This window comes from Streptomyces niger (genome assembly GCF_000718305.1).
Classification (GTDB): domain Bacteria; phylum Actinomycetota; class Actinomycetes; order Streptomycetales; family Streptomycetaceae; genus Streptomyces; species Streptomyces niger.
The window spans coordinates 24,947-38,025 of the sequence record NZ_JOFQ01000015.1; the positions used below are offsets into that span (position 1 = coordinate 24,947).

12 protein-coding genes are annotated in these 13,079 nt (G+C 72.1%); all 12 read right to left on the bottom strand.

The features are described 5' to 3' along the window. Positions 1 to 7: 7 nt before the first annotated feature. From IF20_RS26480 to IF20_RS26535, 12 genes are read right to left on the bottom strand one after another with little or no spacing between them, the layout of a single operon-like run. Complete coding sequence (locus tag IF20_RS26480; RefSeq protein ID WP_052867859.1) at positions 8 to 559, bottom strand: dTDP-4-dehydrorhamnose 3,5-epimerase family protein; 552 nt, start codon at positions 557 to 559, stop codon at positions 8 to 10. After that, entirely contained in the window at positions 556 to 1,779 is a 1,224-nt protein-coding gene (locus IF20_RS26485; RefSeq protein WP_052867860.1) for a polysaccharide pyruvyl transferase family protein, read from the bottom strand. The genes IF20_RS26480 and IF20_RS26485 overlap by 4 nt, the downstream gene beginning before the upstream one ends. Continuing rightward, a complete protein-coding gene (locus tag IF20_RS26490) occupies positions 1,776 to 2,723 on the bottom strand; it encodes a glycosyltransferase family 2 protein (protein WP_052867861.1) in 948 nt (315 codons plus the stop codon). Before IF20_RS26490 ends, IF20_RS26485 begins: the two co-directional genes overlap by 4 nt. Continuing rightward, entirely contained in the window at positions 2,720 to 4,027 is a 1,308-nt protein-coding gene (locus IF20_RS26495) for an MATE family efflux transporter (protein WP_052867862.1), read from the bottom strand. Before IF20_RS26495 ends, IF20_RS26490 begins: the two co-directional genes overlap by 4 nt. Further along, on the bottom strand, positions 4,024 to 5,277 hold the full coding sequence (locus tag IF20_RS26500; protein ID WP_052867942.1) for a DUF4910 domain-containing protein: 1,254 nt from the start codon (positions 5,275 to 5,277) through the stop codon (positions 4,024 to 4,026). The genes IF20_RS26495 and IF20_RS26500 overlap by 4 nt, the downstream gene beginning before the upstream one ends. A 17-nt stretch (positions 5,278 to 5,294) precedes the next feature. Continuing rightward, positions 5,295 to 6,320, bottom strand: a complete 1,026-nt coding sequence (locus IF20_RS26505) for an NAD-dependent epimerase/dehydratase family protein (RefSeq protein ID WP_052867863.1) — start codon at positions 6,318 to 6,320, stop codon at positions 5,295 to 5,297. A 3-nt stretch (positions 6,321 to 6,323) separates the two neighbouring features. After that, entirely contained in the window at positions 6,324 to 6,986 is a 663-nt protein-coding gene (locus IF20_RS26510) for a PIG-L deacetylase family protein (RefSeq protein ID WP_052867864.1), read from the bottom strand. Continuing rightward, positions 6,983 to 7,777 carry a glycosyltransferase family protein gene (locus IF20_RS26515; RefSeq protein WP_052867865.1) on the bottom strand — a complete coding sequence of 265 codons (795 nt, stop codon included), beginning with the start codon at positions 7,775 to 7,777 and terminating at the stop codon, positions 6,983 to 6,985. Before IF20_RS26515 ends, IF20_RS26510 begins: the two co-directional genes overlap by 4 nt. Continuing rightward, the gene (locus IF20_RS26520) at positions 7,774 to 9,021 is read right to left on the bottom strand and encodes a class I SAM-dependent methyltransferase (protein ID WP_052867866.1); all 1,248 of its coding nucleotides are present in this window, start codon (positions 9,019 to 9,021) and stop codon (positions 7,774 to 7,776) included. The genes IF20_RS26515 and IF20_RS26520 overlap by 4 nt, the downstream gene beginning before the upstream one ends. Further along, complete coding sequence (locus tag IF20_RS26525; RefSeq protein WP_052867867.1) at positions 9,018 to 10,244, bottom strand: glycosyltransferase; 1,227 nt, start codon at positions 10,242 to 10,244, stop codon at positions 9,018 to 9,020. Before IF20_RS26525 ends, IF20_RS26520 begins: the two co-directional genes overlap by 4 nt. Positions 10,245 to 10,246: 2 nt before the next feature. Further along, positions 10,247 to 11,512, bottom strand: a complete 1,266-nt coding sequence (locus IF20_RS26530; protein WP_052867943.1) for a hypothetical protein — start codon at positions 11,510 to 11,512, stop codon at positions 10,247 to 10,249. A gap of 37 nt (positions 11,513 to 11,549) precedes the next feature. Beyond that, positions 11,550 to 13,073, bottom strand: coding sequence for a right-handed parallel beta-helix repeat-containing protein (locus IF20_RS26535; protein ID WP_110944570.1), 1,524 nt, complete (start codon positions 13,071 to 13,073; stop codon positions 11,550 to 11,552). Positions 13,074 to 13,079 lie beyond the last annotated feature (6 nt).

A 13,079-nucleotide genomic window follows, 5' to 3' on the forward strand; every position in this document is an offset into this window, starting at 1 on the left:
CCGGACCTCAGCTCTCGCGGTTCTGCAGGACCTCGGCGAGGCTGGGTGCCTCCCGGTCCCGCTGGGACTTCGAGGTGACCGGCAGCGGCCAGGGGATGGCCAGCTCCGGGTCGTCGAAGGCGATCGTGACGTCCTCGGCCGGATCGTGCGGACGGTCGATGCGGTACGAGGTGTCCGCGGTCTCGGTCAGTGCCTGGAAGCCGTGCGCGCAGCCCGCCGGGATGTACAACGTCACCTGCGTCTCGCCGGACAGCTCGAAGGTGGCCACGCCGAGGTAGGTCGGCGAGTCCGCCCGCAGGTCCACGACGACGTCGAAGATCCTCCCGTACGAGCAGCGCACCAGTTTGGCCTCGCCGGCGCCGGAGCGCAGATGCATGCCGCGCAGCACGCCACGGGCGGAGCGGGAGACGCTGTCCTGGACGAAGGTGTGCGGGTCCAGGCCCACCGAGCGGACCACGTCGGCGTCGAAGGTGCGGCAGAAGAAACCGCGCTCGTCGGCGTGGGGTGTCGGCTCGAAGAGGTACGCGCCGGCGATCTCCGGGACTTCGGTCGCTTTCATGGTGTCTCCCGCGGGGGCGTGAGGGCGTGGTCGGTCGCCGGGAACAGGGCCGCGGACAGGGCGTCGAACTGGCGCTCCAGGCACCGTGCCGCGGCCCGGTTCCGCTCGGTGAGGGTCTGCCGCAGCTCGGCCGATCGCTTCTCCAGCGACCGGAACTGCTCCAGAAGCCGGTCGGCATCGACCTCGCGTGCCGGGTGGCAGTACGCGCCGAGCCCCATCTGCGCCATGAGTGCGTCGCTCTTCGCCGCGTAGCTGAGGGCGAGCACGGGCGTGCCGGTCTTCAGCGCGCAGATCAGGTTGTGGTACCGGACCGCCACCACGGTGTCGGCGGCCACCATCTCGTTCATCAGGTCGGCGAGTGCGGCCGGTTCGGCGGCGGTGACCAGCGGCGACGGCACCGCGTCGAGGATCGCGGCGACCACCGTCGCGTCGCACGTGTCGCCGGTGAGCAGCCGGACCGGCCTGCCCTCCTCGACCAGCGCACGGACGAACCGGATCGTCCCGTCGAGGTAGCGGCGGTGGATCTCCGCGGCCCGGGCGCGGTCGTCGTTGCCGCCGTGGAAGTCCATGACGCCGACGCAGACCGGGCCGGGCGCGCCCGCGGGCGGGCTCGCAGGCGGAGTCGGCAGGGAGAACGCGAGGTCCGGGTAGACCTCGTCGCGCGCGGTGTCCACGCCCATCGCCCGCATCGCGTCGCGGGACCGGGCGTCCCGGTACGAGCGGTACGCGGCCAGCCGCGCCGACCAGCGCACCAGAACCCGGGTCGGCCGGTTGCGGATCTCGGCGGCGCCGACGCTGACCAGCGCGACCCGGGTGCCGAGCAGCCGGCCGCTCGCGCAGAGCAGGAACAGCGCGTACGGGAAGCCCCACGGCCGCAGTGGCAGTGTGGCCTCCAGAACGCCCATACCCGGCACGATCACCACGTCGTGCTTGCGCACCCAGGCGGCGGTGCGGAAGACGTCGACGAGTTTGCCCAGCCCCTTCCCCGCGATCGCGCCCGCGCGGGACGCGGTGCGGTACTCCCCGCGGTACCAGTGCAGCCGCGTCGCGGGGATCCCGAACCGGGCCGTGACGGTCTCGGGTCCGCCGCACAGCGCGTCCACGACCGCCTCCGGGTGCGCGGCACGGAGGTACCCGAGCACGGCTTCGAGCGATCCGTCGTTGCCGAGGTTGCCGGAGCCGAGCAGACCGAACACCCCCACCCGTGTCGCGGTCCTCATGCCTGCCTCCCCGCACGGCCGGCGACGAGGGCGTCGACGGAGACCGTGAACCGGCCCGGGTCGACCGGGGCACGGTCCTCGACCCGCTCCCCCGCGCCCGGCCGGGCCCGGCTGGTCATCCATGCGGCCAGGTGGCGGTAGCACGCGCGCCGGTCGGCCGCGGACAGCGGCGCCCGCCGGATCGCCGAGGCGAAGCCCCACAGGTACTCGGCGAGCAGCCGGGGCGTGGGGTGCAGCGGGCCCGCTCGGCGCGGATCCAGGTTGACGCACCGGGAGCGCTTGGAGGGGTTCGCGCGTTCGGCGCGGGTGGGGTGGTCGCGGCGGAAGTACAGCAGCTCCGGCACCTGGTGGAAGGGGCCGTGCAGGGTGATCTCGGCGACGAACGTGCGGTCCGCGTGGTGGTAGCTGTCGAGCGGCTTCACCCGGCGCAGCATGTCGGCCCGCAGCACCCCGTAGAAGTCGTCGCCCCCGGGCTCGAACAGCAGGCTGCGGAAGCGCTCCGGCGCGTGCGGCGAGTCGGTGGCGAGCCCGTACTCGTAGGGCACCTTCACCCGGCCGTCGCCGTCGATGACCGCCTGGCCGGAGTGCGCGAGGATCACGTCAGGGTGTTCGTCCAGCGCCTCCACGCAGCGCCGCAGCAGGTCACGCGCGTACAGGTCGTCGTGCGAGGCCCACTTGAACAGCTCGCCGCGGCACTGGGTGAACACGTAGTTGTGGTTCGGCGTGGCGCCGACGTTCCGGGACAGCCTCAGGTAGCGGATGCGCGAGTCCTGCGCGGCGTACTTGCGGCAGATGGCCTCGGTCCCGTCGGTCGAGGCGTTGTCGGAGATGACCAGCTCGAAGTCCTCGTAGGTCTGGCCGAGCAGCGCTTCGAGCGACTCGGCGAGGTACTCCTCGCCGTTGTATACGGGTAGGCCGATACTCAGCCGGGGGTGCGCGGTCATGGTGTTCTCACTTCGTTCAGGGGGTTCTGGTTCCGGTGGTGCTCGCGCAGCGCGGACCGCAGTTGCAGCCACCACACGGCCGAGCCGCTGAGGGTCGCGGCGGCGACGCCCCAGGCCGAGCCGACGGTGCCGGCGACGGCCGCCCCGCCGAGCCCGCCGCCGACGTAACACACCGAGGCGAGCAGCTGGCAGCGCAGGCTGCGCCGGGCCGCGGCGAGTGCGCGCAGCCCGGCCGCCGCGCCGGTGCCGAGCCCCGCCCCCGCGACGGCGAGCGTGACGGGCACGATGAGCTGCGAGGCGGCGGGCCATACGCCGCCGAGCACCAGCTCGCCGAGCCGGTCGGGCATCAGCAGCAGCGCCCCGCCCCAGAGCAGCGCGGCGGCGGCCTGCCCGGCGCCCAGCAGGAGGCAGAAGGAGCCGAGGCGGTGCGGGGTCTGCCGCAGCACCCGTGCCGCCTCCGGGACGGTGACCAGCGAGAGGCCCATCAGCACCGCGAGGAACGGGCCGAGCAGCAGCTCGGCGCCCCGGACCGCACCCACGGCGCCGACCCCGACGAGCACGCCGAGCCCGTAGGCGCGGAGCTGGCTCGCGCCGCTGAGGGCGACGTTCTCGACCAGGTACCGGTAGCCGAGGTCACGCTGCTCGCGGAGCCATCCCCGCGCTTCGGTCAGCCGGGGCCGGATGCCGGACTGGAGGCAGCCGTACCCCGCGGCCACCGCGGCGGCGGCGCCCCAGGCGAGCAGGAATGCGGCCACGCTGCCGACGCGGGCCGCCACCACCATGGCCGGGACGAGCGCGACGCCGCACACGAGGTCGTTGACGAACGCCTTCCGCCCGGCCCCCGCGGCGAAGAACGCGAACCGCCAGGCGTCCTGCAGCAGCAGCGCCGGCAGGACGACGCCGAGGCAGGCGAACGCGGTCCCCACGCTGCCGCCGAGAGCGAGCCCGGCCACCAGGGACGCCGCGCCGAGGGCCGCACCGAGGCCGAGCGCGGTGCCCGACGACCGGGCCGCCGCCGCGCGCCAGGACGCGGTCGGCACGCCGCTGAAGCGCACCACGAGCGGGTCGGTGGCGAGGCCGCGGGAGACGTTGAGCACCACGCCGTACGTCACCCAGGCCAGGCTGAACACACCGAACGCGGCCACTCCCAGCGAGCGTGCCACGTACACGCCCACCACGAAGTTGGACAGGCTGGAGGCCGCCTGGTCGGCCAGTCCCCAGGACAGCCGGCCGGCGAGGGCCCGCTTGGCGGATCCGGCGGATGGCTTCGTGGCCCCCTCCCCCTCGGTGGTCGTCGACGTCATGCCTTGACCAGCCCCGCTCCGTGCAGGGCGTCGGCCGCGGCGGCGACGGTGTCGAACGGCAGCCCGGACCGCTCGGCGACGTCCAGCAGGCTGTGTTCGCCGTCGGAGAGGTTGAGCACCCAGAGCATGGCCAGCTGGGCCTGCTTGGTGTCACTGCGGCCGCCGAGCGCGTCGTAGAGCCCGCGGCGGCCCAGCTGCGGTTCGCCGTACGGGCTGAGGTTGAGGTACCTCCGGTTGCGGTCGAGGACGGCGAATGCCTCGCGGCAGACCGCAAGGGTGTCAGCCATCGCCTCCGGGGAGACGAAGTCCAGGTTGTCCGCCGAGGTGTGGTACTCGGGGTAGCCCGCGTACGGGGTCCGGGTGAGCGATCCCACGCCGAGGTCGAACCCGGGCGAGCAGTACTGCCGCTCGTCGTATCCGTACGGGGTGAACTCAGCCACGCGGTGCGGCCGTTCGGATGCGGTCAGCACGTGCTCCAGCACCCGGTCGATCTCCGCGTCGCCGCGTCTGCTCCGCTTGTACGTGAGCCCGCCCGGGTCGCCGGCGCAGGCCAGCACAAGGCCGTGCTTCACCCTGCCCACCCGCTCCGCGTTGCGGGCCAGCCAGGTGATCGCGCCGATGGTGCCGGGCGCGAAGATGAACCGGTAGGTGTAGTACGGGGTGTGCTCGGCCAGCGCCCGCGCCAGGAATGTCGCCACCGCGACGCCGGCCATGTTGTCGTTGGCCAGCGAGGGGTGGCAGACGTGGCAGGAGACGATCACCTCGTCCGGGACCCGGCCGTGGACCACGTGCTCGGCATAGGTGAGGTGACCGTCTTCCAAGGTGGAGTCGATGCGCACCTCGTACTCGCCGTCCGGCATCGCGTCGAGGGTGTCCTGGGCCAGGCAGAACCCCCAGTCGGGCTTGTAGTAGCTCGTGCGATACGGAATCCAGCTCGGCCGGTCCGGCAAGGTGTGCAGGTGCGCGCGCAGCTCGGACAGCGGCATCGTCGCCGACACCGGGACGCTGTAGCCGAGCACGTGCAGGCTGGACGCGGCGAAGTCGACGACCCGGTTGCCGGCGCTGTCGGCGACGTACGCGTCCCGGATGTTCCACTCCTGCGGCACCGTCCAGTCGAGGACCTGGGTGCCGGTCGGTACCTCGTGCACGTCGAGCGGGATGTACTCGCCGACGATGTCCAGGGTGGCGCGCACCCCGTCACCGGTGATGCTCCGGCAGAGCGGATACAACCGCTCCACCAGGGCGTACATCTCCTCGCCGAGCGCGGTCACGGGCGCCGCCGCAGGGTGTCGTCGACGACGCCGGCCGCGGACGCCGCGCGGAGCACGGCGAGGCGGGTGAAGCGATTGTCGAAGGCGTCCTTGGCGAGGCCGAACTTCCGGTAGGCATCGGCGAGTTCGAGCGCGCCCTGCTTCACGGTCCACTCGCAGTCGAAGCCGGGTATCGCGGCGCGGAACCGGGAGAAGTCCACCCGGTACGACCGCGGGTCGGCACCGGTCTCGCCGGTGATGTTCACCCGCGAGCCGGGCACCGCCTCGGCGACCTGCTCGGCGATCTCGGCGACCGTGACGTTGTTGGCCTCGCTGCCGATGTTGAACGCCCGGTCGTGCACCGCTTCGCGCGGTGCGGTCAGCGCGGCCGTGAAGGCCCGTGCGATGTCGGCGGCGTGCACCAGCGGGCGCCAGGGAGTGCCGTCGGAGAGGACCAGCACCTCGCCGGACAGGAGCGCGTGGCCGACCAGGTTGTTCAGCACGATGTCGGCGCGCAGCCGGGGTGAGTAGCCGAAGGCGGTGGCGTTGCGCATGTACACCGGGGTGAAGTCGGCGTCGGCGAGCGCGTGCAGGTCGTCCTCGACGCGCACCTTGGACTCGGCGTACGGCGTCACGGGGCGCAGGGGGGCGTCCTCGCCCACGAGCTCGTCGCCGCCCGCGGCTCCGTAGACCGAGCACGTCGAGGCGTACAGGAAGCGCTTGACTCCGGCGTCGCGGGCCAGCCGGGCAAGGCGTACGGACGCGTGGTGGTTGATGTCGTAGGTGAGCTCCGGCGCCAGCGATCCCAGCGGGTCGTTGGAGAGCGCGGCCAGGTGGATCACGGCGTCCACCCCGGCCACGTGTTCGGCCGTGACGTCGCGCAGGTCCACCCGGTGTCCCTGCGGGTCGTCGGGCGTCGGGCCGAGGAGGCAGTCGGCGAACAGGCCGGCGTCGAGGCCGACGACTTCGTGTCCGGCGGCCGTGAGGACCGGGGCCATCACGGTGCCCAGGTAGCCCTGGTGTCCGGTGAGCAGTACGCGCAAGGTTCAGTCCCCCAGAGTGGAAGTGCCGAGGTGGAGAGTGAGTTTGGTGACGGCGAACGCCTCGGCGTAGCGCGCGTGGCATTCGATGCCGCGGATCCGGGCGAGGCCGAGGAAGGCCTCGCGGTCGTACCAGGGCCGGTGCCGTTGGGACGGGTAGTGCTCCTGCAGCAGCCGCACCTTGTCCTCGGCGGTCTCCGGCGACAGCGGTTGGTACGCCGCCATCCGGCCGAGGTCGCCGTCCCACTTGACGATCTCGTAGCCGAGCACGAGGTGGTCGCGGAACGCGGTGGGTATCAGCTGCGCCAGGCCGCGGTGGTCCTGGTGCGCGTCCTCGGTGCGCGGGGCCAGGATCAGGTCCGGGTCGGTCTGCCCACGCAGCTCCTCGACCGCGGCCTTGGCCTCGTCCCAGTGCACGGGCAGCCGGCCGTCCGGCAGCTTGAGCACGGTCAGCCGCAGGTCGGCACCCGGGCAGAAGGCGGCGAGCGCGGCCCGCTCCTCCTGCTCGCGCTCGCTGCCGCCGCCGGAGAGCACCAGCGCGTCGACGCGGAGGCCCGGCCGGGCCTGACACAACGTCAGCAGCGTGCCGCCGGCGCCGATGGCGATGTCGTCGCAGTGCGCGCCCACCGCGACGATCCGGTCCAGGGGTCCGGCCCCGAGGCGGATCATGCGTTCACCCCGGCGCCGTCCCGCTCCCACACGGCCCACGGGCGCTCGCCGCGAGCGTACGCGGCGTCCAGTGCGGCCCGTTCCTTCACCGTGTCGGTCGGCTTCCAGAAGCCGCGGTGCCGGTGCGCCACCAGCCGCCCCTGCTTGGCCAGTTGGGCGCAGCCGTCGGCGACCAGGTCGCCGTTCTCCGGGATGTGGTCGAAGACCTCCTGGCGGAGCACGAAGTAGCCGCCGTTCTCCCACAGCGGCATGTCGCTCACCGCGGTGATGCCCCCTACCAGGCCGTCCTCGCCCAGGTCCACGCAGTGGAAGGAGGACTGCGGCGGCACCACCATCATCGACGCCCCGGCGTCGCGCCGGGCGAAGTTCTCGATCATCTCCGGCAGCGGGGCGTCGGTGAGCACGTCGGCGTAGTTGGCGAGGAACATCTCGTCGCCGTCCAAGTGGTGCCGCACCCGGCGCAGCCGCTCCCCGATCGGCGACTCGACGCCGGTCTGCGCGAACGTGATGGTCCAGTCGGAGATGTCGGTGGACAGCAGCTCGGTCCGCCCGCCGCGCAGCACGAAGTCGTTGGACGTCGTCTCCTCGTAGTTGAGGAAGAAGTCCTTGATGTGGTGGGCCCCGTAGCCGAGGCACAGGATGAACTCCGTGTGCCCGAAGTGTGCGTAGTAGCGCATGACGTGCCAGATCAGCGGTCGCGGACCGACCATCGCCATCGGCTTGGGCACGTCGTCCGCGGCGCCGCTCCGCATCCGCATCCCGTAACCGCCGCAGAACAGTACGACCTTCATGACTTCTCGACCTCGACAATGCTCAGTTCCGGAATGGGGAAGACCAGCCGGCCGCCCCAGTCGTGGACGAAGGACAGCTGCTCGACCAGCTCGGCCCGCAGGTTCCACGGGAGGACCAGGACGTAGTCCGGCTTGTCGGCGGCTATCCGCTCGGGCGGCAGGATCGGGATGCGGGTGCCCGGGGTGAACCTGCCGTGCTTGTAGGGGTTGCGGTCGACCGTGTACGCGAGCAGGTCGGGCCGGATGCCGCAGTGGTTGAGCAGGGTGTTGCCCTTGCCCGGGGCGCCGTAGCCGACCACCGTCTCGCCGCGCTCGGCGGCCTCGATGAGGAACCGCAGCAGGTCCCGGCGCACCTTGGCCACCCGGTCGGAGAACTCGGTGTAGCCGGACAGCTCCTGCAGCCCGGCGGCCTTCTCCCGGGCCAGCACGTCGGCCACTCGCGGGGTCGGTTCCCCGGCCACCGCCGCCGGCCGGGCCCACAGCCGGATGGAGCCGCCGTGGGTGGGCAGCAACTCGACGTCGACGAGCGCGAGTCCGCCGCTGGCAAGGGCGCGGATCGCGGACGCGACCGTGTAGTACTGGAAGTGCTCGTGGTAGATCGTGTCGTACTGGTTCTCCTCGATCAGCGTCAGCAGGTGCTGCACCTCGATGGAGACCCAGCCGTCGTCGGCGACCAGGGCGCGCAGCCCTTGCGTGAACCCGACCACGTCGGGGATGTGTGCGTACACGTTGTTGGCGACGACCAGGTCTGCCGGGCCGTGCTCGGCGCGGACGGCCGCGCCGGTGTCCGGGGACAGGAACGCCGTGCGCGTGGGCACGCCCGCGTCCCGGGCCGCGGCGCCGACGTTCACCGACGGCTCGATGCCGAGGCAGCGGATCCCCCGGTCCACGACGTGCTTGAGCAGGTAGCCGTCGTTGCTCGCCACCTCGACCACGAAGGCGTCCTTCTCCCCGGAGTCGAGCGCGAGGCGCTGTACGGCGTCGGTGACGAACGTGCGCGCGTGCTCCACCCAGGAGGTCGAGAAGGAGGAGAAGTACGCGTACTCGCTGAACGTCTCCTCCGGCGTGATCAGCGGCGGGATCTGCGCCAGCCAGCAGTCGGTGCAGACCCGCAGGTGCAGCGGGTACGCCGGCTCCGGCTTGTCCAGTTGGTCAGCGGCGAGAAAGCTCTCGCACGGTGGCGTCGCGCCGAGATCGACGACGCTCTCCAGCGCCGCCGAGCCGCAGAGTCGGCATCGTGTCATTTGGTGCCCCCCATTGTTTTCGTCCCCCATTGATCCGTCCGACCCGCGATCGCGGTGCGGTACTCGTTCACCAGGCGCTCCAGGCCGACGGCCGGGCTGAAGCCCTGTTCGTAACGGCGCCGGGCCGCCTGTCCCATCTCCCGGTTGCGGCCCGGTTCGGCCGCGATCCGGCGTATGCAGGACGTGAGCGAGGCGGTCTCGCCCGGCCGGTGCAGCAGCCCGGTCGCCCCGTCCTCGACGAGTTCGACGAAGGCGCCGTGGCCGGCGGCGACGACCGGGACCCCGGCCGCCATCGCCTCCACGACCACCAGGCCGAACGCCTCCAGCCACGTCGAGGGAGCCACCACGGCGACCGACCGCGCGATGGCCTTTCGGCACTCCGCCGTGTCGTACAGACCGACGTACCGCACGTCGTCCCGGCCCGCCGCCCAGGCGGCCACCTCCGACTCCAGCGGCCCCGTACCGGCGATCACGAGCGGTACGCCCACACCGCCCGCCGCGGCGAGCTCGTCCCACGCGGCCATGAGCAGCCGTACGCCCTTGGCCTCCGCGAGCCGGCCGAGGTAGAGCACGTGCTCGCCGGCGCCGGACCGGCGGTCCTCCGGGTCGGGCACGAAGTTGTGCTTCACCGCCAGCCGCTCGGCCGGCATGCCGGCCCGCACCAGGACGTCGCGCTGCGCCGCGGAGATGCAGAAGAACCGCTCCACGCCCGACCACCACCGCCGCCGGTTGACCGACAGGCTGACCGCGAGCGGTACGGTCGCCAGCCGGGAGTTGCGGTAGCAGCCGTGCCGGACGGCGGGCAGCGGCGCCGCTGACCCGACGCACTCGGTACACGGCCGGCCGTCCCGCTGCAGCGTGCCGGGCGGGCAGACCTGGGTGTAGTTGTGCAGTGTGGCGACGGCGGGCACGCCGGCGTCCGCGCAGGCGGCCAGGACCGCGGGCGACAGCAGCGGGAAGACGTTGTGGACGTGGACCACGTCGGGGCGCTGGGCGCGGAGTCGCGCGGCGAGCTCGGTGCGGACCGCGGGATTCCACGGCACGAGCAGCGGCACCTTGGCCTTGCCCAGCAGGGACCGGGCGGCGATGTCGTCGCTGCGCCGCTCGAACACCTCGACCCGGTGGCCGGCGCCGCGCAGCAGCGCCACCTCCTGGTCGACCACCTTGTTCTCGCCGCTCGGCTGGGCCGAGGAGTAGCGGTTGTGCACTACCAACACGTGCATGCTCAGATCACCTCCGATCTCTGGGCCCGTCGCGCGCTACGTGGTCGAGGGCCTTCGGGCGTGGCGAGGGGGTCGGCCGCGGCAGGCGCCGCCAGCAGCGAGGCGGCGACGGCCAGGTGCAGCAGATACGGCGAGGCGTCGCCAAGGCCCGCCTCGGTGTACGACGCGATCGCGCAGTAGCTGATCAGGAAGATCGCGCAGGCCCGCGACAGCGACGGTGGCCGCAGCAGGGCGACGCCACCGAGCACGGTGATGATCGCCGCCACCAGGACGACGCCGGTCAGGCCCTGCTCCTGGTAGACGGCCAGCCAGCTGTTGTCGATCGGCAGCCCGCCGAACGACTTGTCGCCCAGGCCCACTCCGAACAGCTGCTCCACGGCCGACCGGGGCGCTGCCAGCAGGGCGTCCCAGACCTTGGCCCGGCCGGTGAGGCTGGAGAAGTTCTCCTCGCTCTGTCCGCGCAGGAACCACTCCGCCAGCGCGGAGCTGAACGCCACCGCGGCCACCGCGGCGCACAGCACCGCCCAGGTGACGAACCGGCGCGCTGCGGCGCTGGTCAGGAGGAGCGAGCCGATCGCGAGCGCCAGCCCGACGAGCAGGCCGAGCGTGGCCGTCCGGGTATGGGTCAGCACGAGCAGGACGAGTGACGGCACGATGATCACCGCCGCGCCGGCCCGGTCGGTCCGGCCGCCCAGCAGGAGCAGCACGGTGAGCCCGATGATCACTGCGGCGTACTGGCCGATCTGCGGTGGCGTGAGCGGCCACACCGCGCCGACCAGACGCCCGCCGTAGAGATCGGGCAGCGCTGCGCCCGGCGAGACGACCAGCCCCGCGGCCACCGACCCGAGCACCGCGAAGTACATCCGGATGTGGTGCCGGACGAACGTCGGGCCGCCGTCCCACCAGCGGCTGAGCAGCCACAGTGTGCCGACGAAGAGAGCCAGCCGAGCGCACCGGAACAACGCGCCGAGCCCCGATTCCAGATGCGCGCTGGAGAGCACGCTCGTCACCAGCAGCAGGGTGAGCAGGCTCAAGTAGGCGCCGGCTCGGATGCGCAGCCGGTGATTGAGCGTGAGCGCCAGCGCGAACGCGGTGACCAGCGCGCCCATGGTGACCATCTGGATGAGTGAGCGGGGCAGCGGGACGATGGTCTTGGCCCCGGCGGAGCCGAGCGTGTTGAGGACCAGCAGCCCCCAGACGATCCCGACGGCCTTCGGCGGGTCCGCGCGCCTCGGTGTGTCCGCGTCCATCGGTGTGTCCGCGCTCATCGGTGTGTCCGCACCCATCGGTGTGTTCCCGGCCATCTCAACCACCGTCCCGTGCGCGGAAGGTGCTGCCCGCGTCCTGCCGGTACGGCATGGCCTGCCACTCCGCGAAGTCGAGGATCCGGCTCGGGTCGTGGGCGACGAACTTCCACGGTCCGCGGTAGACGTTGTCGTGCCAGCGGTTGTGCTGCTTGCCGGTGATCGCCTCGGCCACCCGCTCGCCGTGGTACGGCGACCAGTCGGGATAGGTGCCGTAATTGGCCAGCACCGCCATCCGGTCGCACTTCGCCGTGCACATGACGACGGACTTGTCGAGCACGAAGCGGTTGTCGTGGATGTCCACCCGTTGGGTCTTCCACCGGCAGTCGGCGTAGAGCGGTGCGGTGCCGATCGACGGTTTCGCGCAGCGGTCGGTGTTCCGCACCAGCAGTGTGCAGTCACCGGAGGAGGTGTTGGCGGGGCTGTTGCAGAACCGGTCGGCGTTCTCCCACAGGGTGATCCCGGACCAGTTGTCCCGCAGTACGTTCCGGTAGATCTCGATCTTGTCGGTGCGGGCCCTGATCCGGGGTTCGCCGCCGGATTCGGACAGGTAGACGGTCGCGAACGGGAAGGTGTCGCCGCGGTCGGCCGCCCGGCGGCCCTCGACCCAGTTGTTCCGCCGGATCGTGTTGTTCCGGATGACCGCGTTGTAGCTGGTCTCGTAGATCAGCGCGGCACCGTCGTTGGTTTCGAGCAGGTTGTTCTCGATGCGGAAGTCGTTGTTGTTGGTGTCCGCCCACAACCCTGTTCCGCGGTTGTCGTGCACCCAGTTGCCGCGTACGTCGGCGCCGTCGACGGCCCAGAACTTGATGCCCCCGGTACAGCCGCAGCCCGACCGCCGCCGCTCCCAGTCGCCGGTGTTGTTGCCCACGATCTCGTTGCCCTCGACCACCAGGTCGCCGATACGGCCACCGGACTTGTACGCGTTCATGCCGTACTGGCCGTTGTCGCGCAGGCAGCTCGCGCGGACCCGCTGGCGGTCGCCGGCCATCAGCCCGGCGCCGGTGTTGTGCTGGATCGTCACGTGCTCGATCACCCAGCCGTCGGCCGAGTCGTGGTTGACCACGCCCTCGTTCTGCGGCGCGACGAAACCCTGCACGGTCAGGTGGCGGAGGGTGACGTCGGGCGCGTCACCGCCGAACGCGTACTGGTTCGTCTTCCCGCCGTCGAGCACCGCGCCCGGCGCACCGAGGTAGCGGTCCCCCTCCTTGGGGACGACCTGGGCGTAGCGGTCCGCGTCGAGGCGGTGCCTGCCCGGCCGGAGCCAGAACGTGGTGTGCGGCGGGCTGCTCCTGGTCTTCGCAGCCAGGTCACCCACCACCGCGGGGTCGACCGGCACCGCGCCCGCAGGTGGCTTCGCCGGCCCGGTGACGGGCTCGGCGCACACCCGGGCCGCGGGCGTGGCCGGTGCCCCGGACGCGGCCGGCGCGCCGGCCGCCTTCGCCGGCGTCTCCGGCGTGCTCGTACAGCCGGCCGTCGCCAGCAGGGCAACCGCCATCGGCAACGCCCGATTTCGCCACTTCATTCCCAC

Coding starts and splice junctions, on each gene's coding strand:
- IF20_RS26480 (WP_052867859.1), bottom strand. CDS start 559: ATGAAAGCGACCGAAGTCCCGGAGATCGCCGGCGCGTACCTCTTCGAG.
- IF20_RS26525 (WP_052867867.1), bottom strand. CDS start 10,244: ATGCACGTGTTGGTAGTGCACAACCGCTACTCCTCGGCCCAGCCGAGC.
- IF20_RS26535 (WP_110944570.1), bottom strand. CDS start 13,073: ATGAAGTGGCGAAATCGGGCGTTGCCGATGGCGGTTGCCCTGCTGGCG.
- IF20_RS26500 (WP_052867942.1), bottom strand. CDS start 5,277: ATGTACGCCCTGGTGGAGCGGTTGTATCCGCTCTGCCGGAGCATCACC.
- IF20_RS26485 (WP_052867860.1), bottom strand. CDS start 1,779: ATGAGGACCGCGACACGGGTGGGGGTGTTCGGTCTGCTCGGCTCCGGC.
- IF20_RS26490 (WP_052867861.1), bottom strand. CDS start 2,723: ATGACCGCGCACCCCCGGCTGAGTATCGGCCTACCCGTATACAACGGC.
- IF20_RS26510 (WP_052867864.1), bottom strand. CDS start 6,986: ATGATCCGCCTCGGGGCCGGACCCCTGGACCGGATCGTCGCGGTGGGC.
- IF20_RS26495 (WP_052867862.1), bottom strand. CDS start 4,027: ATGACGTCGACGACCACCGAGGGGGAGGGGGCCACGAAGCCATCCGCC.
- IF20_RS26515 (WP_052867865.1), bottom strand. CDS start 7,777: ATGAAGGTCGTACTGTTCTGCGGCGGTTACGGGATGCGGATGCGGAGC.
- IF20_RS26520 (WP_052867866.1), bottom strand. CDS start 9,021: ATGACACGATGCCGACTCTGCGGCTCGGCGGCGCTGGAGAGCGTCGTC.
- IF20_RS26530 (WP_052867943.1), bottom strand. CDS start 11,512: ATGAGCGCGGACACACCGATGGACGCGGACACACCGAGGCGCGCGGAC.